17 protein-coding genes, 2 tRNA genes, 3 rRNA genes and 2 riboswitches are annotated in these 19,287 nt (G+C 38.3%); of the genes, 3 read left to right on the top strand and 19 right to left on the bottom strand.

The genetic code is table 11. The features are described 5' to 3' along the window. The 8 genes from M3225_RS28255 to groES all read right to left on the bottom strand — a co-directional run. Positions 1–81, bottom strand: a 16S ribosomal RNA gene (locus M3225_RS28255); the annotation flags it as partial. Positions 82–453: 372 nt separating this feature from the next. Further along, a complete protein-coding gene (locus tag M3225_RS28250) occupies positions 454–1,779 on the bottom strand; it encodes an NCS2 family permease (protein WP_013055032.1) in 1,326 nt (441 codons plus the stop codon). Between the two features lie 133 nt (positions 1,780–1,912). Beyond that, positions 1,913–2,014: riboswitch (purine riboswitch) on the bottom strand. Positions 2,015–2,111: 97 nt separating this feature from the next. Next, positions 2,112–3,641, bottom strand: coding sequence for a glutamine-hydrolyzing GMP synthase (gene guaA / locus M3225_RS28245; protein WP_251400601.1), 1,530 nt, complete (start codon positions 3,639–3,641; stop codon positions 2,112–2,114). Between the two features lie 123 nt (positions 3,642–3,764). Beyond that, a riboswitch (purine riboswitch) is annotated at positions 3,765–3,866 on the bottom strand. Positions 3,867–3,905: 39 nt separating this feature from the next. Next, complete coding sequence (locus M3225_RS28240; RefSeq protein WP_251400596.1) at positions 3,906–6,098, bottom strand: transglutaminase TgpA family protein; 2,193 nt, start codon at positions 6,096–6,098, stop codon at positions 3,906–3,908. Then, entirely contained in the window at positions 6,091–7,284 is a 1,194-nt protein-coding gene (locus M3225_RS28235; RefSeq protein ID WP_251400592.1) for a DUF58 domain-containing protein, read from the bottom strand. The genes M3225_RS28240 and M3225_RS28235 overlap by 8 nt, the downstream gene beginning before the upstream one ends. A gap of 11 nt (positions 7,285–7,295) precedes the next feature. Continuing rightward, the gene (locus tag M3225_RS28230; protein ID WP_251400590.1) at positions 7,296–8,246 is read right to left on the bottom strand and encodes an AAA family ATPase; all 951 of its coding nucleotides are present in this window, start codon (positions 8,244–8,246) and stop codon (positions 7,296–7,298) included. 158 nt (positions 8,247–8,404) lie between these two features. Further along, complete coding sequence (gene groL / locus M3225_RS28225; protein WP_251400587.1) at positions 8,405–10,036, bottom strand: chaperonin GroEL; 1,632 nt, start codon at positions 10,034–10,036, stop codon at positions 8,405–8,407. A gap of 67 nt (positions 10,037–10,103) precedes the next feature. Continuing rightward, positions 10,104–10,388: a co-chaperone GroES gene (groES, locus tag M3225_RS28220; protein ID WP_013055026.1), complete on the bottom strand. Its 285-nt coding sequence runs from the start codon at positions 10,386–10,388 to the stop codon at positions 10,104–10,106. 299 nt (positions 10,389–10,687) lie between these two features. On the opposite strand from groES, the gene M3225_RS28215 reads away from it, so the two are divergent. Together M3225_RS28215 and M3225_RS28210 are read left to right on the top strand one after the other, a co-directional pair. Beyond that, the gene (locus tag M3225_RS28215) at positions 10,688–11,416 is read left to right on the top strand and encodes a CPBP family intramembrane glutamic endopeptidase (RefSeq protein WP_251400585.1); all 729 of its coding nucleotides are present in this window, start codon (positions 10,688–10,690) and stop codon (positions 11,414–11,416) included. Continuing rightward, complete coding sequence (locus M3225_RS28210) at positions 11,413–11,640, top strand: YdiK family protein (protein WP_013055024.1); 228 nt, start codon at positions 11,413–11,415, stop codon at positions 11,638–11,640. Before M3225_RS28215 ends, M3225_RS28210 begins: the two co-directional genes overlap by 4 nt. Before the next feature lie 25 nt (positions 11,641–11,665). Here the strand turns inward: M3225_RS28210 and tatC are convergent, their stop codons facing one another. From tatC to M3225_RS28195, 3 genes are read right to left on the bottom strand one after another with little or no spacing between them, the layout of a single operon-like run. Beyond that, positions 11,666–12,421, bottom strand: a complete 756-nt coding sequence (gene tatC, locus M3225_RS28205; RefSeq protein WP_251400583.1) for a twin-arginine translocase subunit TatC — start codon at positions 12,419–12,421, stop codon at positions 11,666–11,668. Positions 12,422–12,436: 15 nt separating this feature from the next. Then, a complete protein-coding gene (tatA, locus tag M3225_RS28200) occupies positions 12,437–12,622 on the bottom strand; it encodes a twin-arginine translocase TatA/TatE family subunit (RefSeq protein ID WP_251400581.1) in 186 nt (61 codons plus the stop codon). Between the two features lie 53 nt (positions 12,623–12,675). Then, positions 12,676–13,314: a redox-sensing transcriptional repressor Rex gene (locus tag M3225_RS28195; protein WP_251400579.1), complete on the bottom strand. Its 639-nt coding sequence runs from the start codon at positions 13,312–13,314 to the stop codon at positions 12,676–12,678. A 458-nt stretch (positions 13,315–13,772) separates the two neighbouring features. On the opposite strand from M3225_RS28195, the gene M3225_RS28190 reads away from it, so the two are divergent. Continuing rightward, complete coding sequence (locus M3225_RS28190) at positions 13,773–15,707, top strand: ABC-F family ATP-binding cassette domain-containing protein (RefSeq protein ID WP_251400577.1); 1,935 nt, start codon at positions 13,773–13,775, stop codon at positions 15,705–15,707. Positions 15,708–15,963: 256 nt separating this feature from the next. Here M3225_RS28190 and tsaD read toward each other — a convergent pair whose 3' ends face one another. The 8 genes from tsaD to M3225_RS28150 all read right to left on the bottom strand — a co-directional run. Continuing rightward, positions 15,964–16,980 carry a tRNA (adenosine(37)-N6)-threonylcarbamoyltransferase complex transferase subunit TsaD gene (gene tsaD, locus M3225_RS28185; protein ID WP_251400603.1) on the bottom strand — a complete coding sequence of 339 codons (1,017 nt, stop codon included), beginning with the start codon at positions 16,978–16,980 and terminating at the stop codon, positions 15,964–15,966. Next, positions 16,977–17,426 (bottom strand): ribosomal protein S18-alanine N-acetyltransferase, encoded by a 450-nt coding sequence (gene rimI / locus M3225_RS28180; RefSeq protein WP_251400575.1) that lies wholly within the window; start codon positions 17,424–17,426, stop codon positions 16,977–16,979. Before rimI ends, tsaD begins: the two co-directional genes overlap by 4 nt. Before the next feature lie 13 nt (positions 17,427–17,439). Next, complete coding sequence (gene tsaB, locus M3225_RS28175; RefSeq protein ID WP_251400570.1) at positions 17,440–18,138, bottom strand: tRNA (adenosine(37)-N6)-threonylcarbamoyltransferase complex dimerization subunit type 1 TsaB; 699 nt, start codon at positions 18,136–18,138, stop codon at positions 17,440–17,442. Next, complete coding sequence (gene tsaE, locus M3225_RS28170) at positions 18,135–18,605, bottom strand: tRNA (adenosine(37)-N6)-threonylcarbamoyltransferase complex ATPase subunit type 1 TsaE (RefSeq protein WP_251400564.1); 471 nt, start codon at positions 18,603–18,605, stop codon at positions 18,135–18,137. The genes tsaB and tsaE overlap by 4 nt, the downstream gene beginning before the upstream one ends. Before the next feature lie 220 nt (positions 18,606–18,825). Further along, positions 18,826–18,901 (bottom strand) — tRNA-Asp (locus M3225_RS28165). A 4-nt stretch (positions 18,902–18,905) separates the two neighbouring features. Then, positions 18,906–18,982, bottom strand: a tRNA-Met gene (locus tag M3225_RS28160). A 25-nt stretch (positions 18,983–19,007) separates the two neighbouring features. Next, a 5S ribosomal RNA gene (gene rrf, locus M3225_RS28155) occupies positions 19,008–19,123 on the bottom strand. Between the two features lie 68 nt (positions 19,124–19,191). Beyond that, positions 19,192–19,287: ribosomal RNA gene (locus tag M3225_RS28150) — 23S ribosomal RNA — on the bottom strand; the annotation flags it as partial.

The following is a 19,287-nucleotide window of genomic DNA, read 5'->3' as shown; positions in this document are numbered from 1 at the left end:
CTTCTAATCAGTTCGCTCGACTTGCATGTATTAGGCACGCCGCCAGCGTTCATCCTGAGCCAGGATCAAACTCTCCGAAGAAATGTTTGATTGCTCATATAAAATAAAAAAATTAACGTTGACGTTTGTCGCTTTGTTCAGTTTTCAAAGTTCAACCGTTGCTCTTAAGCAACTTTATCAGTATAACATTCTATCAATTTGATGTCAACATCTTTTTTCAAGATGTTTCTCTCAACCGCGCTGTTCATCAGCGACATTTAATAATTTACCATATATAATATACGGAGTCAATCGTTTTTCTAAAAAACTTTATAAATAAAAAAGTTAATGAAGTAAACCTTCAGCAAAAGGATTGAGTAATCTCTATTACAATAGCAATCTAGCCGCTATGCAGTTTTCTTATCTTACCATAAAAAAAAAGCCCAGTCATTAAACTGAGCTTTTTTATTTAAACTATTCTGCTAAGAACGCAAAATAGAGTATGAAGATGATACAGAGAGCATACATAATTGGATGAACTTCTTTTCCACGCTTGCTACATAACATTGTAATAGGGTAAAAGATAAAGCCAACCGCAATACCTGTTGCAATACTGTATGTTAATGGCATCATAATCACCGTGAAAAATGCAGGAACTGCTACTTCGAACTCTTTCCAATTAATTTCTCCTAAATTTGACACCATCAGAGCTCCTACCGTAATTAAAGCTGGCGCAGTAACAGCTGGTGTTACGACCGCTAACAACGGAGAAAAGAACAGTGCAACTAAGAAAAACGCCGCCGTTACGATTGCAGTAAATCCTGAACGTCCGCCCGCTGCTACTCCAGCCGTAGACTCTACATAAGCTGTTGTTGATGATGTACCAAGAACAGCTCCAACTACGATCGCACTAGAATCTGCCAATAAAGCTCTGCCCGCTCGCGGAAGCTTATTATCTTTCATAAGCCCAGCCTGACTCGCTACAGCAACCATCGTACCTGCTGTATCGAAGAAGTCAACGAATAAGAAAGTTAAAATGACGACTAGCATCTTTACAGTAAAGATATCACCGATATTTTGAAAAGCTGCGCCAAACGTCGGGTCAAGACTAGGAACTGATGAAACAACTGCTTTAGGTGTATCAATTAAACCAAAAGCCATACCCGCTACAGCCGTTACAATCATACCGATAAATACAGCTGCATTTACTCGAAGCACCATTAATACAATAGTAATTACAATACCAAAAACCGCAAGTAACGTTGTTGGGTTAGTTAAATCACCCAGTCCAACAAATGTGGCATCATCTTTGACAATGATTCCAGCACCTTTCATACCAATAAAACTAATAAATAAACCAATACCTGCTCCAACAGCCATTTTTAATTCAATAGGAATAGAATTAATAATTTTTTCTCGCAGGCTTGTTAATGTTAAAAGAATAAAAATAACACCTGATATCATAACACCCGTTAAAGCCGTCTGCCACGGAATTCCCATTGTCAGAACAACTGTATAAGCAAAAAATGCGTTTAATCCCATACCTGGAGCTAATGAAATTGGATATCTACCAAGCACTCCCATAACAATTGATCCCAAAGCTGCCGCTAAAGCAGTAGCTGTAAATACAGCACCTTGGTCCATTCTCATACTGTCAGGTAGATCCTTTACATCACTTAGTGATAGCACAGATGGATTAACAAATAAAATGTAAGCCATAGATAGAAAAGTTGTAAGGCCAGCTATAAACTCTTTTCGATAGCTAGTACCCAGCTCTTCAAAACGAAAATACTTCTTCACGTTTTTTCCTCCCTTTATAGAAGCCGCGTGCCCTTAGGCAAGCCATAAAAAATGCCTCTACACTATGGCGCGTAAAGGCATAAAATCGACTAAAAGAGAAATGTATGAGCCAAAAAACAAAAGATTTTTACACATACATGTATTACTTTCTCGTAGTCAAGCCATTTACGGTAGCTCGGTAGAAACTTTTGGGCCTTATCCCCAAGATTATACGACATTAAAGCTATATCTCGCTGTTTTATGTTACTATCCTACCATTAACTTTTTAAAAAAGTCAACAAAAAACGAACATTCTTATAAAAGAATGTTCGTTTGTTCGGTTTTCTTACATATTATTCCCATTCAATTGTTGCAGGTGGCTTACTTGTAATATCATACACTACACGGTTAATATGCTTAACTTCGTTTACAATACGCGTTGAGATAACTTCAAGCACATCCCAAGGAATACGCGCCCAGTCAGAAGTCATACCATCAATCGATGTAACAGCACGAATACCGATTGTGTAATCATACGTACGAGCATCTCCCATTACACCTACACTACGGATGTCAGGAAGAACCGTAAAGTATTGCCAGATATCACGCTCTAAGTCTGCCTTTGCAATCTCTTCACGTAAAATAGCATCCGACTCGCGTACAATTTCTAATTTCTCTTCCGTAATTGCACCAAGTACACGAATTCCTAAACCTGGTCCTGGGAAAGGCTGACGCCAAACGATGTTATCAGGAATACCTAATTCAGAACCTAATGCACGTACTTCATCTTTAAATAGCGTATTTAACGGTTCGATTAGTTTGAACTGCATATCTTCCGGTAATCCACCTACGTTGTGGTGAGATTTGATCGTTTGGGCTGTAGCTGTCCCACTCTCGATAATATCTGTGTATAGCGTACCTTGAGCTAAGAAATCAAACCCTTCTAATTTAGCAGCTTCGTCATCGAATACATAAATAAATTCATTACCGATGATTTTACGCTTTTGTTCAGGATCTGATACGCCGCTTAATTTTTCTAAGAAGCGATCTTTAGCATCAATTTTAATTACGTTCATATTAAAGCCTTCGCTGAATGTTTCCATTACGCTTTCCGCTTCACCTTTACGTAATAAACCGTGATCTACGAACATACATGTTAACTGATCACCAATTGCTTTATGAATTAATACAGCTACTACTGAAGAATCTACTCCACCGCTAAGTGCGCAAAGTACTTTTCTATCTCCAACTGTTTCACGGATTTTATCCATTTCAATTTCAATGAAGTTCTCGATTGACCAGTTTGCTTCGGCATCACATACTTCAAACACGAAGTTCTTTAAGATATGGTTACCGTGCACTGAATGGCGAACTTCTGGATGGAACTGCACTCCGTACATATTCTTTTCTTTGTTACTCATTGCGGCAATTGGACAAGATGGGCTAGTTGCGTCCACTTCAAAACCAGCTGGTGTTTCTACAACTAAATCACCGTGACTCATCCAAACAACTTGTTCTTTTGGCAACTCATGGTACATTAATGAATCGTTTTGTACGTTAATCGCTGCTTTACCATATTCACGATGGCTAGCGCCTTCTACCTTCCCGCCAAAATGATGAGTCATTAATTGCATTCCATAACAAATACCTAAAACAGGAATACCTAATTCAAAAATGTTTTCATCGCAGTGAAATGCGTTTTCACCGTATACACTGTTTGGGCCTCCAGAGAAAATAATTCCCTTTGGATTTAATGCTTTAATCTCTTCTGCTGTAATTGTGTGCGGATGCAATTCACTATATACTCCGAACTCGCGAATGCGACGCGTAATCAGTTGGTTATATTGACTACCAAAATCTAATACAACAATCATGCCTTCCATCTTGTTCACCTCTCCGAATGTGTAAATAATCACTTGTTATTATGCCCTAAAATATAAAAAAAACTAGACTTCTCCCTCAAAAAACAAAGGCAGAAGTCTAGTTGAGCACGACGTTTATCGTCAAATAGACTGTTCTGCCTTCATAGTCAGATCGTTTAAGGTGACCAGGTAGAGACTCTCGAACCATATTATCGAGGATATATGAAGGTATACAAAACATTTATACTAAGTTCGAGAATATTCTATCAATCCGCGAAACAATGGTCAAGAACTCGTTTTTTTGATTAAATTTTCCCACAATTCAATCGACTCTTTCCATTCTCTTATGGAATCTGTATTTCGATATAAAACCCGCTCGTATTTTTCCGTTAATTTTAGCATATTTACCGTATTTAATTTTTCGTCTACTTCTCCTGCAAAGTCGCGAAGCGTTTGACTTTCTTGGCGCTTTAGTCCATTTGCAGCGAGTCTTTCAAGTAAAAAAGCATACGCTGATTCAAAGGTTTTCGGTTCTTCTTTCTTTTTATAAAAAGAGATATAAAAAGGTAAAAAACATTTAAATCGATTGAGATATATTACTATTAACATAACTACAATCAGTCCGTAGAAAAGCACTTTCCACTTCGTAGACAACTTAGCATTTTGAAGAGAAGCTGTTTTTTCTTTCTCTCTTTCTTCTTGTTCGGGAAGCTCTTTTTCCTTAGGCTTCTCCTTCACTTGCGTTTCTTTTTTCTCTTCTTCTTTTTGACTATTTTCACTAGAGTTGTTAGGTTGACTATCTACAAAATCATACGGATTAGAAAAACTTTTTGTTGGTTCAAAAGGTACCCAACCCGCTCCTGGAAAATATACTTCTACCCAAGAATGAGCATTGTTTTGTGTAACTTCATAGGTTGTCCACTTACTACTTCCTGAAATAACGGTGGCATCACCTTCCGTGTAGCCCTTTACCCACCTAGCAGGAATATCTAATGAACGAAGCAGCACGACCATAGAAGTAGAGAAGTTATCACAGTACCCTCTTTTTGTATCAAATAGAAATTGATCAACATAATCTTTATTCTTCGTAGGAATTGGAACATTTTCAGTATCATATACATATGGATTTGAACGAAAATATTCTTCAACGGCTTTCGCTTTTTCATAGCGATTGTTTTTATTTTTTATTATCTCACGAGCTAAATCCTTTACTCGTTTGGGCAAATTAGTAGGAAGTTGGGTATATCTTGCTACAAATTCGTTATTATTCTCTAGACTCTCTGGCTTTTTCTCCTCTGCTTGCTGAAGAAGCCCAATATCAAACAGAGGATACTTATACGTCAGCTCATACGATTGAACAGTAACAAGTTTATCATTTTGATAAGGATATAATTTTTCATTTGTCGGTGTAACATCGGTTTGAATGCCATTTTTCAAGGTTAGAGATAGCAGTTGAGGAACGTGCATAAGATGAACAGAAGGCTGCGAATAGGTAACTTCTGCTTTTCTTACTTGTCCTGCTACACTTGAGTCATATTGAGGGAGTAAGTTTTCATTTCCTTTGAAAGGCACTTTCTGTTCCTCTTTAGACAGCTCCCACCCCTTACCTGTATAAACATCCTTCGTTTCAATACGCCAATAGTGCTCATCCTCTACTTTGGCTGTAAATACAACCGTATCATCATTTACAAAAGATCCACCCAATTTAGAATCATCCATATCATAGCCAATTCGTTGACCGCTTGCAGATTCTCCCTGCCCTTGATTTGTTGTGTGCGCTGCAATAAAAGGTACAGGATCCGGCCACTGCGGCCCTGGTTTAGGAGCGAGATAAGCCAGCACAATGACGATAGCTAAAAAGCTGCCTAAAAAAAGAAACGATCGTTTTCTATTTTCTAAACGCTCAGTGCTCGCAGCTTTTATGCGTTCAGGATTTATGCGAAGCATTGCTACTAATAAAAATCCTATAATCGTTACGCGAATAATAGCAGCTCCGGCATCGTAAGTAGAGAATGTATCCAACACGGTAATGTACAAAATGGTTAAGAAGAAAAAGAAGAAAATTCTTTTTTGATAAAAGATCCAGTATCGAATTAAATAAGCCATAATCCACAGCAGCACAAAAAACAAGGTGCTCCTCATTTCAAATGATAAATTGGCTATATTCCACTCCATGATACTTTGTACATCTGACTGAAGAATTTCCAGCAGTCTCGGAAGCCATTCCGAAGAAAAGAAAGCCCCTTGGAAATAGAGGTTGTGAAGTGAAAACAAAATAAACAACATGCTTCCTAACGTCATCACAATAAACGGCAATCGAAACGTTAAGCCCAAAAAACAGTAAGCAACAAACAAAATAAAGTAATGAATTTGATTCGTATCAGTGACTTCATTTAAAGGGAGCAGCCATTCCACTAATAAAAAGAAAGCTCCCGCGTACAATAAGATGTTTTTTACATACCAAGCTGATTTATTCACTTATTTCCGCCCTCACTTCCTTAGATGATAGAGGGAGATGAATATTAACGACTTCAATCGTTAAAGCAGAAGATTGTATTCCATTTACAATAATTGTCTCTTCATCACTAAGCCCTGCCCCTTCATCTTTAACGACAATTAGTGATGCCTTAGCATGAGGTCTCAGCTTAGATTGAATATGCCCAATAAGAGTCCCTGTAACTTGACTGACAATTACCATAAAAGAATGCTGCTTTTGAATGGCAATGTTCTTAACTTCTACTTCGAATGTTCGATTGCTAATAGGCTTTGCACGTGCTAAGTGATGCAACAGGTTATCAGACTCATTTTGTTCAGAGATTTTCTGCGAAAAAAGAGCATCTCCAGCTAAAAGAAAATCGACTTTTTTACGTTTGATTTCTTCATGAATGAGCATAGATGCCAGAAAGCTCATTCGCTCTTCAAAATATAGAGAGGTCATAACATCTGCAATGATAATCATACTTCGTTCATGATAGTGACCGAACTCTTTAGAAATCAACGTAGCTTTACGAGCCGTCGCCTTCCAATCGATAGATCCTAATCGGTCACCGGGCTGATACTCTCTAATACCTGTCACTAACGTGGTAGATTGATTTCCCGTCGAAACTTCATTTTTCCCTTCTTCTATTCCTGCTAAAAGAAACGGGATATCTATCTCATAAATCTGAGGATAAACGATAAACCGCTGCTTCAGTGGATAATACGCCTTCTTTTTTACAATTCCTAATAAATCACTAATTTCAATCGAAACGGTAAAAAATTCATATTCTCCTCTTTCTACAAAAGATTTTTCGTACGGAATAACAACGTTTCGCTCAAAAAGCGGATAAATCGTTCTTTCTTCTTGATCTAAAATGTTGCTCTCTTCTTTCACTGCTGCCATATAAACAGGAAAAGCCGAAGGGCGTGTAATGTGAATGTCATACGAAAGATAATCTCCAGCGAATCGAGGCTTTAGCTTCATCTCACGAGTAACATTCCACTTCTTCAACGGATAAAGCAAAACAGCTACCGCATATAACCCAAAAGGTAAGAAGCTATAAAATAAAAACCAGCTGACAAAACCTCCTTGAAACATGGCGTAAGAAAACGTAGCAGCAAAGATGCAGAATAAAACAAACCACTCTCTACCTTTATTCCATATTACTTTTATATACTGTTTCATAAAGTATCCTCTTACCTTTTAACAGGTACTTTCGTATCAGCCATAATTTGCTTCATCACATCACTCGGTGTTAAGCCGCTGTACTGAGTATCAGGTCTTAGAGTTAGTCGATGTGCACACACATACGAAGCAAGCTCTTGAACATCATCAGGAATACAGTAATCTCTTCCCTTTACTAACGCATATGCTTGAACGGCCTTCATAAAGGAAACTGTTCCACGAGGACTGATACCTAACGAAACATGTGGATGAGAGCGCGTTTTACGAATGATTTCAATGATATAGTATTTGATTGTATCATCTACATAAATACTGCTTACCGCTTTTTGAGCCTGTACTAATTCTGGAATGCTCATGACGGGTTTGACATCTTCAAGATTGATTTGGGTGGATACGCCATTTAAAATTTGAAGCTCCTCTTCTTGCGTAGGATACCCCATGCTTAATTTAAATAAAAAACGATCCAGCTGCGCTTCCGGCAAATGATAGGTTCCATCAAAATCAACAGGATTTTGAGTAGCCATCACAAAAAAAGGCGCTGGAATTTCTCGAGTGATACCATCGGTTGTTACATGATGCTCAGCCATTGCTTCTAAAAGCGCCGACTGTGTTTTAGGAGAAGTCCTGTTAATCTCATCAGCGAGTACAATATGGCTCATGATAGGGCCTGGACGAAAATGAAATTCCATGTCCTTGGGACTGTAAATAGAAACACCTGTTACATCGGATGGCAGTAAATCAGGCGTGAATTGAATTCGTTTAAATTCCGCATCAATCGATTTGGCCAGTGCTTTCACTAGCATCGTTTTTCCCACACCCGGCACATCTTCAAGCAAAATATGCCCCTCCGCAAGCAAAGCAACTAAACTCAACGTAGATACCTGACGTTTTCCAATCACAATTTGATCGATGTTCTCTAATACTTGGTTTAATTTACTATTAATATGATCCAGCTGAATCAACGAAGCTCCCCCTTAAAACTCAGTTAAGCCTTGAGTTTAGTAAGTTTTCCAATAAACATAGTACTATCTTAACAAATTTTAAAAAAATCTGAAAATATTAACGCACACAAAAAAGCGACCAAGTGAGTACTTGGTCGCTTTTTTAGGTAGGGCAGTGATTACATCATGCCGCCCATTCCACCCATGCCGCCCATGTCAGGCATTGCAGGTGCTGAATTTTCTTCTGGCTTGTCAGCAACAACTGCTTCAGTTGTTAAGAACATAGCCGCTACAGAAGAAGCATTTTGAAGAGCTGAACGCGTTACTTTTGTTGGGTCAACGATACCAGTGTCTAGCATATTTACCCACTCGCCAGTTGCAGCGTTGAATCCAGTTCCAACTGCTTCGCCTTTTAGACGCTCAACGATTACTGATCCTTCTAAACCAGCATTGTGAGCGATTTGACGTACAGGCTCTTCAATCGCACGTAATACGATGTTGATACCTGTAGCAGTGTCACCGTCAGCTTCAATGCTTGCTACTTTATTATAGATATTTACTAATGCAGTACCGCCACCAGCTACGATACCTTCTTCAACCGCAGCACGCGTAGAGTTTAATGCATCTTCAATACGTAGTTTACGTTCTTTTAACTCAGTTTCAGTTGCCGCACCAACTTTAATTACAGCTACGCCACCAGCAAGTTTTGCTAAGCGCTCTTGTAATTTTTCACGGTCAAACTCTGAAGTTGTTTCTTCAAGCTGAGCTTTGATTTGGTTTACGCGTGCTAGGATATCTTCTGCGTTTCCTGCACCGTTTACAACTGTTGTATTTTCTTTTGTTACAACAATTTTAGAAGCGCGACCTAGTTGATCGATGCTTGCAGTTTTCAAGTCAAGACCAAGCTCTTCAGTGATTACTTCTCCGCCTGTTAGGATAGCAACGTCTTGTAGCATTGCTTTACGACGATCACCAAAACCAGGAGCTTTAACTGCTACAGCTGTGAATGTACCGCGAAGTTTGTTCACAACTAATGTTGCTAGAGCTTCACCTTCTACGTCTTCAGCAATGATTAATAGAGGCTTGCCTTGTTGAACAACTTGCTCTAATACCGGTAAGATTTCTTGAATGTTACCGATTTTTTTGTCTGTGATTAAGATGTATGGATCATCTAATACAGCTTCCATTTTATCTGAATCAGTTACCATGTAAGGAGACGCATATCCACGGTCAAACTGCATACCTTCTACAACTTCTAATTCAGTTGTGAAACCTTTTGATTCTTCAAGTGTGATAACGCCGTCGTTACCAACGCGCTCCATTGCTTCAGCGATTAGTTGACCTACTTCTTCGTCAGCTGCTGAGATAGCCGCTACTTGAGCAATTGAATCTTTACCTTGAATTGGCTTAGAAATTGCTTTTAGTTCTTCAACCGCTACAGCTACTGCCTTTTCCATACCTTTACGGATACCCATTGGGTTAGCGCCAGCCGTTACGTTTTTAAGACCTTCTCTAATCATTGCTTGTGCTAAAACTGTCGCAGTAGTTGTACCGTCACCAGCAACGTCGTTTGTTTTGCTAGCAACTTCAGCTACTAATTTAGCACCCATATTTTCAAATGCATCTTCTAATTCGATTTCTTTTGCAATTGTTACACCGTCATTTGTAATAAGCGGTGAACCGAACTTCTTTTCTAATACAACGTTACGACCTTTTGGTCCAAGCGTTACTTTTACCGCATTTGCTAATGTATCTACACCACGTAGCATTGCGCGACGTGCTTCTTCGCTAAATTTAATGTCTTTTGCCATGTTCTTTGACCTCCTCAAGATGTTCTTAATAATCTATTTTTTACGTATGATAAGTTTGTGGTTAAAATTAGCCGATTACAGCTAAAATGTCGCTTTCGCGTAAAATTAAGTATTCAGTACCTTCATATTTCACTTCAGTACCCGCATATTTTGAGAAGATGATACGATCGCCTGCAGCTACTTCTAAAGCTACACGCTCACCGCTTTCTAATACTCGGCCAGTACCAACAGCAACAATTTTACCCTCTTGCGGTTTTTCTTTTGCACTGTCCGGTAATACGATACCGCTTGCTGTTTTTTCCTCAGATTTTACAAGTTCAATCACTACGCGATCACCTAATGGCTTTAACAAGTGAAACAACCTCCTCAAATAATATGTTTGCATTTTTATTAGCACTCAACCTCAACGAGTGCTAACACAATTATTATATTAAAACAAAGTGGGTTTTTTTTGCAAGTATTAAACAAAAAAAATTTAAAATTTACGAAAACTACATATAATAGCCTTAGATTTCGACGATTTTGAGAAATAAAGCATTCTTTTCTCTGTTCAATAATATGTATGTTACAATACGAGCAAGAAGAAATTACTAACTTTACAGTACTTCTTCGACATATATACATAAAAACCTTTTAAAGGAGTATAGAAGATTGGAAAAACGTTATTGGTATGTTATCCTCACCTACATCCTTATGCAGTTTTCAGGAGTTGTTGGTATACCGCTGTTAAAGTTAACAGGAATGTTTGATCAATATCCAGTTCGGACAGCGAATGTCATGCTTTTGACTTATTGGACCATCATTAGCTTTATCCTTGGTTTACTTATTGTCTTACTGCTGCTGCGCCGTGACATGTCCATGCGTATTGAACATGCTGGAAAAACGATTGCTGTTGTCTGGTCAGTCCTTGGTGTGTTTCTGGCTATGGCTGGTCAAGCTGTAGCAGGTATGGTTGAGCACGCTCTTGGCATTACTCAAGTATCTGAAAACACACAAAATATTGTTAATCTTGTTAAAGCAACACCTTTCCTAATTGTGGTTACCTCTGTTATTGGACCAATTCTAGAAGAGATTATTTTCCGAAAAATTATTTTCGGCTCTCTTCACAAACGATACAATTTCTTTATCTCTGCATTTATTAGTTCCCTTATTTTCGCTGCGGTACACTGGGATTTCAAACATTTACTCGTGTATACAGCCATGGGATTTGTATTTGCATTCCTTTATGCAAGAACGAAACTAATTGTTGTACCTATTATTGCTCATGTGTTGATGAACACAATCGTAATTTTATCTCAAACTGTCTTTTTAGATAAAATTACAGAAATGCAAAAACAAGCAGAACAAATGCAGTTTATTTTTGGAGGCATGTTTTTATGAAGAATATCCCTTTAACACGAGGGTTTATTTATATTATTATGGGGATTTTATTTACCTACCTGGCTATTCAAAATGCTCAGGAAACCGTTTGGAATTTCCCCACAATCTTATTTGCACTCGTAGCCGCATTCGATTTCAGATTTGCCGTTCGCATCTTTATCTTGCACTATAAAATTAAAAAGTTGCAGCAGCAATATAAAAACCAAGATGATTCATCTAAATAAAAAAACCACTGTTTCAGTGGTTTTTTTACATACTTACATCTTCTCGTTCCTGCTCTGCCCTTGCCTTTAGCACTTTGCGATACGAAATGCGGGAAATAATGATGCTAATTTCATACAAAATTAAGAGCGGCACTGTCACCATCATATGCGAAAGCAATTCCGGTGGTGTAATGAGCGCAGCAATAACTAGCAGTACAAAATAGGCATACTTTCGAATTTGAGATAAAAACATAGGTGTTATAATTCCTAATCGCGTCAAAAACATAACGACGACAGGAAGCTGAAACAACAAGCCAAATGGCAGTGTAAGCTGCATTAAAAAAGAAAAGTATTCATTAATGCCAATCACTTGGTTTACATTCAGCTCATCAGAAACGCGCGTCATAAAATCGACGACAAATGGAAACAACACAAAATAAGAAAAAGAGACGCCGCCAATAAAGAGAAAAATGGAAACAGGAATATATCCAAGCGTTACCTTACGCTCTTTTTCATATAAACCAGGACTAATAAATGCCCAAAGTTGATACAGTGCAACAGGAGCTGCAAGTACACAGCCGATAATAACAGCAAATTGCATATAAATCTTGACTGGATCTGTTAACCTAAATGCATTCATCGTTAAATTTTTTGCCTCATCAGCATGCTGTAAATAGACAATTACCTTATCCGCTATGAAAAAGCCGACGACTGTGGCAATGACAAAGAAAAATAAAACAATTAAAATGCGTTTTCGCAGCTCTCCTATATGATCATATATTGACATTTCTTGTTCGGTCATAATATGATCACCCTTTTACTCTTTGTCATCTACTTGACGTTGTTTATCTTTTTCACAATCCTCGGACACACCGCTAGCGGCATGCTTAAACTCTCTAAGCGTTTGGCCCACTGATCTTCCTAGCTCCGGTAACCGTTTCGGTCCAAAAATCAGCAGTGCTACAATAGCAATAATAATCCAACTGCCTACTCCAATCCCCATATTCCCACTCTCCTTATTAATTTAGACTTAAGGAAATCGTAACACAGTCCATCCTATTCAACAGGATAATTTTTCAAAAAATAGACAAGCGACTGTAATTCCACAGCAAGATCAATATGATGCAGTCGAATCTCATCGGGTACGTTTAAGCGTGCAGGAGTGAAGTTTAAAATTCCTTTAATTCCACAGTTCACTAAACGATCGGTAATTTGCTGAGCAACAGTCGCAGGCACGGTTAAAATCGCTACTGAGATATCATCACTCATGTAATCTTCTAATTGGTCAAGATGATAGACCGGCACGTCGCCTACTTTCGTACCGACTTTATCTTCTATCACATCAAAAGCGCACTCAATTTTCGTGTTATTATTTTTAATAAAATTATAATTTAAAAAGGCTGTTCCTAGATTCCCTACACCAATCAATGCTACTTTTGTTACTTCGTCTTGGTCTAACGTTTTACGAAAAAATGTAAGTAAATAATTCACATTATAGCCGTATCCTTTTTTTCCTAATGCACCAAAGTAAGAAAAGTCCCGACGAATAGTAGCAGAATCAACTTTCACTGCTTCACTTAATTCCGCTGACGACACACGTTGTTTACCAGAAGCATGCAAATTTTTTATAAAACGATAATAAAGCGGCAATCGTTTAGCCGTTGCTTGTGGTATTTTTAATTGTTCAGTGTTCACGTTGTACCCCCTCAGTTCATGTATGTCATTACTAATATTTTCAAGTTATATTGCATTACCTTTCACAAAGCATCGAACGCTTTGAGGTAGCGCTTCCAATTCTCTCTCTTTTCTCTTGTTATATATATACTCCGTTTCACACCTTGATGGCTTTTGTCTATCCAGCACTACTTAAAGTCGGTAGCTAGAACCAAGCAATTAGCCCTTCAAAGGAGCCGTTTGTTAGTCATGACGGATTTTCTACATCAATCATATATAAGCTCAGAGATGCACTTATCTCTTATTTTAACATAGTATCCTGTATAAAATGTGCAGGTAAACTCATTTTATTTCATGAATCAAAACATTCTCTTCATCATTTGTTCTTGTCTCTCTACAAATTACAAACGCTTGTAGTAAGAACTTGTAGTTAAAAATATGTTAAAATACACTATGGATATACTACTAGAGGTGAAAAAATGATTATTCTACAATTGAACGGTATTACAAAATACTATGGAGCAGAACCCATTTTATCGAATATAAAGTTAGAAGTACAATCAAAAGACCGCATTGCCCTAGTGGGACGAAACGGTGCTGGTAAATCAACTTTATTAAAAATTATTGCTGAGCAACTTTCTTATGACAGCGGAGAAATTATTAAACCTAAAGGTGTTTCCATTGATTATATGGGACAAGATACAGTTCTTGAGTCAACACTCTCCATATGGGAAGAAATGATGACTGTCTTTGCTCCGTTAAAGAAGATGGAAAAAGAATTACGTACGCTTGAAACGAAGATGGGTGATCCAGACATTTTTAATGATTCAGTTCAATACGAAAAACTAACCAAAGAGTACGATCAGCTTCAAGTAACGTTTAAAGATTTAGGCGGCTATCAATATGAAGCGGATACAAGATCTATTCTTCACGGTTTCCGTTTTTCAAACTTTGACTATAGCACCCCTATTTCTTCCTTGAGCGGTGGACAAAAAACACGCTTGGCTCTTGCAAAACTGCTTTTAACAAAGCCTGATTTGCTTATTTTGGATGAGCCTACCAACCACTTAGATATTGAAACTTTAGCATGGCTGGAGCAGTTTCTGCAAGGGTATGAAGGAGCTATTTTAATCGTTTCACACGATCGTTACTTCCTTGATAAAGTCGTAAATCAAGTGTATGAAGTCATACAAAAAACAACGGTGAAGTACACGGGCAACTACTCTAAATACCTTGTACAAAAAGCAGAGCGATATGAAAAAGAATTGCGTCAGTACGAAAAGCAGCAGGATGAGGTCGCAAAACTGAATGATTTTATTCAGCGAAACATCGCCCGCGCATCGACTACAAAACGTGCGCAAAGCAGACGTAAACAGCTCGATCGAATGGAGTTAATAAATCGACCCAACGAAGGTGAAAAATCAGCTAGTTTTTCGTTTGAAATTGAGCGTCAAAGCGGAAATGAAGTCTTAAATCTCGAAAACGTGTCCATAGGATATGATGAACACAAATATGTCGTCCAGCAGGCAAACCTTCGCATTAAAAAAGGAGAAAGCCTTGCGTTGGTTGGTCCTAATGGAGTTGGAAAATCTACTTTATTAAAAGGTATTGTGGATAAACTCAGCTTCAAGACTGGAATCATTTCCTTTGGCTCAAATGTAATGGTTGGTTATTACGACCAAGAGCAAGCTAATTTAACGTCTAATAAAACCGTTTTAAATGAACTTTGGGATGACTACCCAGCCAAACCTGAAAAAGAAATTCGTACAGCGCTTGGAAATTTTCTGTTTTCAGGTGATGATGTACTGAAAATCGTTTCGACGCTTAGCGGTGGTGAAAAAGCACGTTTGGCTCTTGCGAAGCTTATGCTGCAAAAAGCTAATTTCTTAATTTTAGATGAACCTACTAACCATCTTGATTTAGATAGCAAACAAGTACTCGAGAATGCGTTAATTGATTACCCAGGGACTCTATTATTTGTTTCACATGACCGCTACTTTATTAATCGTATTGCAAACAAAATAGCAGAGCTATCTCCTGAAGGAGTAGAAGAATTTCTTGGAGATTATGACTATTATGTAGAAAAGAAAGCAGAAATAGAGGAAATCAAAGAATTAGAAAAGCTAAAAGCAAACGAAGAACGTACGGTAAAAGTAGATAAACAGTCCTATAAACAAGATAAAGAACAAAAGAAATTGATGAGGCAGCGAACGCGCCGCATTGAAGAAATTGAAACTGAAATAAACAAATTAGAAGCCGCACAAGCGGAGAATGAAGAGCTTCTTTGTGCCCCTGAAATTTATCAAAACCACCAAGAAGTATCAAGATTAAACGGTGAAAATGAAAAAATTTCTTCACAGTTATCCACATTAATGGAAGAGTGGGAAGAACTACAGCTGCTTCTAGAAGAATAGCCTATATTTTTTCGTATCTATTCATGCTATTTACTTGTTCATGCGCTTTAGGACAAGCTTTATCCACTCTGTGAATAAATAGTGTATATCTGTCTGATTTTCATAATTAAAACTTGTTGATAACGGGTCCGTGTACTAAGTACACGGACTTTTCCACATAATTATCCACAGCCAATTCTAAATTTATTGAATATTGTGGATAAATCATTTTTTATCCACAAAAAAAGACGAATGAGAAATAAATCTCATTCGCCTCTTACTCTTCCAAGTCCAAACCGGGGTTTGCATTTAGTGACATATCTGAACGTTTTCCTTGAGCAAATCGTACACTTGCTGCTGCTCCAATCATTGCAGCATTATCCGTACATAGAGATAGCGGTGGAATAATAAGCTCAATATTTGATAGGGGTTCAAATGTCTCATCTAGCGCTGCTCTAAGTCCTTTATTAGCAGCAACTCCTCCTGCTAATAAAACTTGCTTAACGTTATATTCCTTTGCAGCTTTAACTGTTTTAGTTACTAACACATCAATGACACTCGCTTGAAAGCTAGCAGCCAGTGTTTGTGGTAGAATCTCTTCACCTTTTTGCTTCGCGTTGTGGACAGTGTTAATAACTGCTGATTTTAACCCACTGAAACTAAAATCATATGATCCTTCTTCTAGCCAAGCACGCGGCAAATCAATTAACGGCTCCCCTTCATGTGCAAGGCGGTCAATATGAGGCCCGCCTGGATATGGAAGGTTTAACGTGCGGGCCACTTTATCGTAGGCTTCTCCTGCTGCATCATCTCTTGTTTCACCAATAACTTTAAACTGACCATGGCTTTCCATGTATACAAGCTCCGTATGCCCTCCAGATACAACTAACGATAAAAGCGGAAATTCTAATTTTTTGATCAGTTGATTCGCATAAATATGCCCTGCAATATGATGAACACCAATTAATGGCTTTTGATGTGCAAATGCTAGCGCTTTGGCTGCATTTACGCCAATAAGAAGTGCTCCCACAAGCCCTGGTCCTTCCGTTACAGCTATTGCATCAATATCTGCAAACGTCAAATTCGCTTGATTTAAAGTTTCTTCAACTACTACCGTAATTTGTTCCACATGATGACGAGATGCAATCTCCGGTACGACACCGCCAAATCGTTTATGGCTTTCTATTTGAGAGGCCACCACATTGGCTACAATTTCATGACCGTTTCGAATAACGGCTGCGGCTGTCTCATCACAGCTTGTTTCTAATGCTAAAATTAATTGATTTTCATTCATAAATTCACCCACATAACTAATGCATCCTCATTGTTATCGGAATAATAATTCTTACGAATACCTCCAGGTTTAAAACCTAGCTTTTGATACAATGATTGTGCAATATGATTAGATACCCTAACTTCTAATGTCATTGACGTAGCACCTAGTTTTCGAAGAACGTCCATCACATTTCTCAACAGCAATTCACCGAGTCCCTTGCCTCGGTAGTCTGGCAATAAAGCAATGTTGGTTACATGTGCTTCGTCAATAACAATCCACATTCCGCAATACCCAATAATATTTTCTCCTTCTTCCATCACAATGTAAGTTGAAAATTGATTATTGGTTAATTCATTTTGAAACGCTTCTGAACTCCAAGGTGTCGTAAAAGACTTCTCTTCGATTTTCACTACTTGATCAATATCTTTAACTTCCATTAAACGAAACTTAATTGTTAGTTTCATGTTATACCTTCTTTTATCCTTTTTGCTGTGAAGCAAGCCAGTTGGCTTCGGCTTCAGCTAAACGAATGTAGTTCGGAACAAAAGTATGCACAGACTGCGGCTCTTTCTTCATTCCTAAAAAAGCCAATTCACTTGGTCTTGGATTAAATTGCTGAACATGAGCAAATACAGCTTGTTCACCTAACACTTCTTTTAACGCCTCTTCATGCATAGGAAGATCATTGCCTATGAATAAAATAGGTTTGTTGTATGACTTTAAATGTTCTGCCCAGGCCTTATTAATAACAAGTCGATCACTTTCAACTTCTAGAAGACCTCGTTCATTATTCCATTCATATAATCCTGTATAAAGCTGCTGACGGCGCGCATCAAATAACGGAGCAATATATCCATCAAAATAGCGACCGTTTGCTGCTAGTGCCTCAAGGCTAGATACACCTATTAAAGGAATATTTAAAGTCCAAGCAAGTGTCTTGGCAATGGTAACGCCAATGCGTACACCTGTATAAGACCCGGGACCATGTGCCACTCCAATACGGTCTAGCTCGCTTGGCGCAATATCACAATCTTTTAACAAAGATTCCACAGCGTTCATCACACGAACTGAGTGATTCTTTTTTAGATTCGTAATAATTTCTCCAACTACTTTGTTTTCTTCAACGACAGCAACACCCATTACAAAGTTGGATGTATCAATGGCTAACATTTTCATCTTTTAAAAAGCTCCTTACATATTTCAACGTATCGACTGCCTATCGCTTTTACAAGTATTTTACGAGTCGTTTCGTTTTCATGATAAATATTGATTTGAATATATTCATTAGGAAGCTGCTCTTCAATAAGATGAGCCCACTCCACGACCGTCACGCCATCTCCTTCAAAATACTCATCGAACCCTAGGTCTTCAAATTCATCACCTAGACGGTACACATCCATATGATAAAGAGGAAGGCGACCGCTTTTGTATTCTTTAATAATAGTAAATGTCGGACTATTCACATTGCGCTCAATTCCTAATCCTTTAGCTAAACTTTTCGTGAATGTTGTCTTTCCAGCTCCCAAACCGCCTTCAAGCAGCAGCACGTCGCCAGCTTCTAATAAAGTTGCTAGACGAGCAGCCAGCTGATTAGTTTCATCAGGAGACGTAGACATAAATGTAAATTCGTTAATCTCTTTCATTCATTCAGAACCTCATTTCAATCTGTATATATATATTGTAAACGTTGTGGACTATACATATCCAGTAAGAAATCCAACAATCTTTAACATCGCAATTTCATGAAGAAATTTCTTTGTATATAAAAAATTCCTTAGGATTGCTCCTAAGGACGGTAAAGTTTTATATAAAAATGGTTCAAACAATAAAAAAGACGAAACACATTGTTTCGTTTCTAAAACATGGCGGTCCCGACGGGAATCGAACCCGCGATCTCCTGCGTGACAGGCAGGCATGTTAACCGCTACACCACGGGACCATGTTGGTTGCGGGGACAGGATTTGAACCTGCGACCTTCGGGTTATGAGCCCGACGAGCTACCGAACTGCTCCACCCCGCGATGATAAAAAAAGCAAAATAAAAATGCCTAGCGATGTCCTACTCTCACAGGGACAAAGTCCCAACTACCATCGGCGCTAAAGAGCTTAACTTCCGTGTTCGGTATGGGAACGGGTGTGACCTCTTTGCCATTATCACTAGACATTTATATGAGATTGTTCTCTCAAAACTAGGTAACAGTTTGCTGAGTAAAGCTTACGCTTTTAAAGTTTGGTTAAGTCCTCGATCGATTAGTATCAGTCAGCTACACATGTCGCCACGCTTCCACCTCTGACCTATCAACCTGATCATCTTTCAGGGATCTTA

This window comes from Priestia aryabhattai, from assembly GCF_023715685.1.
In the GTDB taxonomy this organism is placed as follows: domain Bacteria; phylum Bacillota; class Bacilli; order Bacillales; family Bacillaceae_H; genus Priestia; species Priestia aryabhattai_B.
The sequence above is the reverse complement of the archived record's forward strand: the minus strand, read 5'-3'. Positions and strand labels throughout refer to the sequence as shown.

Excerpts from the sequence above, each read along its gene's own strand:
- M3225_RS28210 (WP_013055024.1), top strand. The coding sequence starts at position 11,413 with ATGAAGAATATCCCTTTAACACGAGGGTTTATTTATATTATTATGGGG.
- tatA (WP_251400581.1), bottom strand. The coding sequence starts at position 12,622 with ATGGGGATTGGAGTAGGCAGTTGGATTATTATTGCTATTGTAGCACTG.
- rimI (WP_251400575.1), bottom strand. The coding sequence starts at position 17,426 with ATGAAACTAACAATTAAGTTTCGTTTAATGGAAGTTAAAGATATTGAT.
- M3225_RS28190 (WP_251400577.1), top strand. The coding sequence starts at position 13,773 with ATGATTATTCTACAATTGAACGGTATTACAAAATACTATGGAGCAGAA.
- M3225_RS28235 (WP_251400592.1), bottom strand. The coding sequence starts at position 7,284 with ATGAAACAGTATATAAAAGTAATATGGAATAAAGGTAGAGAGTGGTTT.
- tsaE (WP_251400564.1), bottom strand. The coding sequence starts at position 18,605 with ATGAAAGAGATTAACGAATTTACATTTATGTCTACGTCTCCTGATGAA.
- groL (WP_251400587.1), bottom strand. The coding sequence starts at position 10,036 with ATGGCAAAAGACATTAAATTTAGCGAAGAAGCACGTCGCGCAATGCTA.
- tatC (WP_251400583.1), bottom strand. The coding sequence starts at position 12,421 with ATGACCGAACAAGAAATGTCAATATATGATCATATAGGAGAGCTGCGA.
- tsaB (WP_251400570.1), bottom strand. The coding sequence starts at position 18,138 with ATGAAAATGTTAGCCATTGATACATCCAACTTTGTAATGGGTGTTGCT.
- tsaD (WP_251400603.1), bottom strand. The coding sequence starts at position 16,980 with ATGAATGAAAATCAATTAATTTTAGCATTAGAAACAAGCTGTGATGAG.
- guaA (WP_251400601.1), bottom strand. The coding sequence starts at position 3,641 with ATGGAAGGCATGATTGTTGTATTAGATTTTGGTAGTCAATATAACCAA.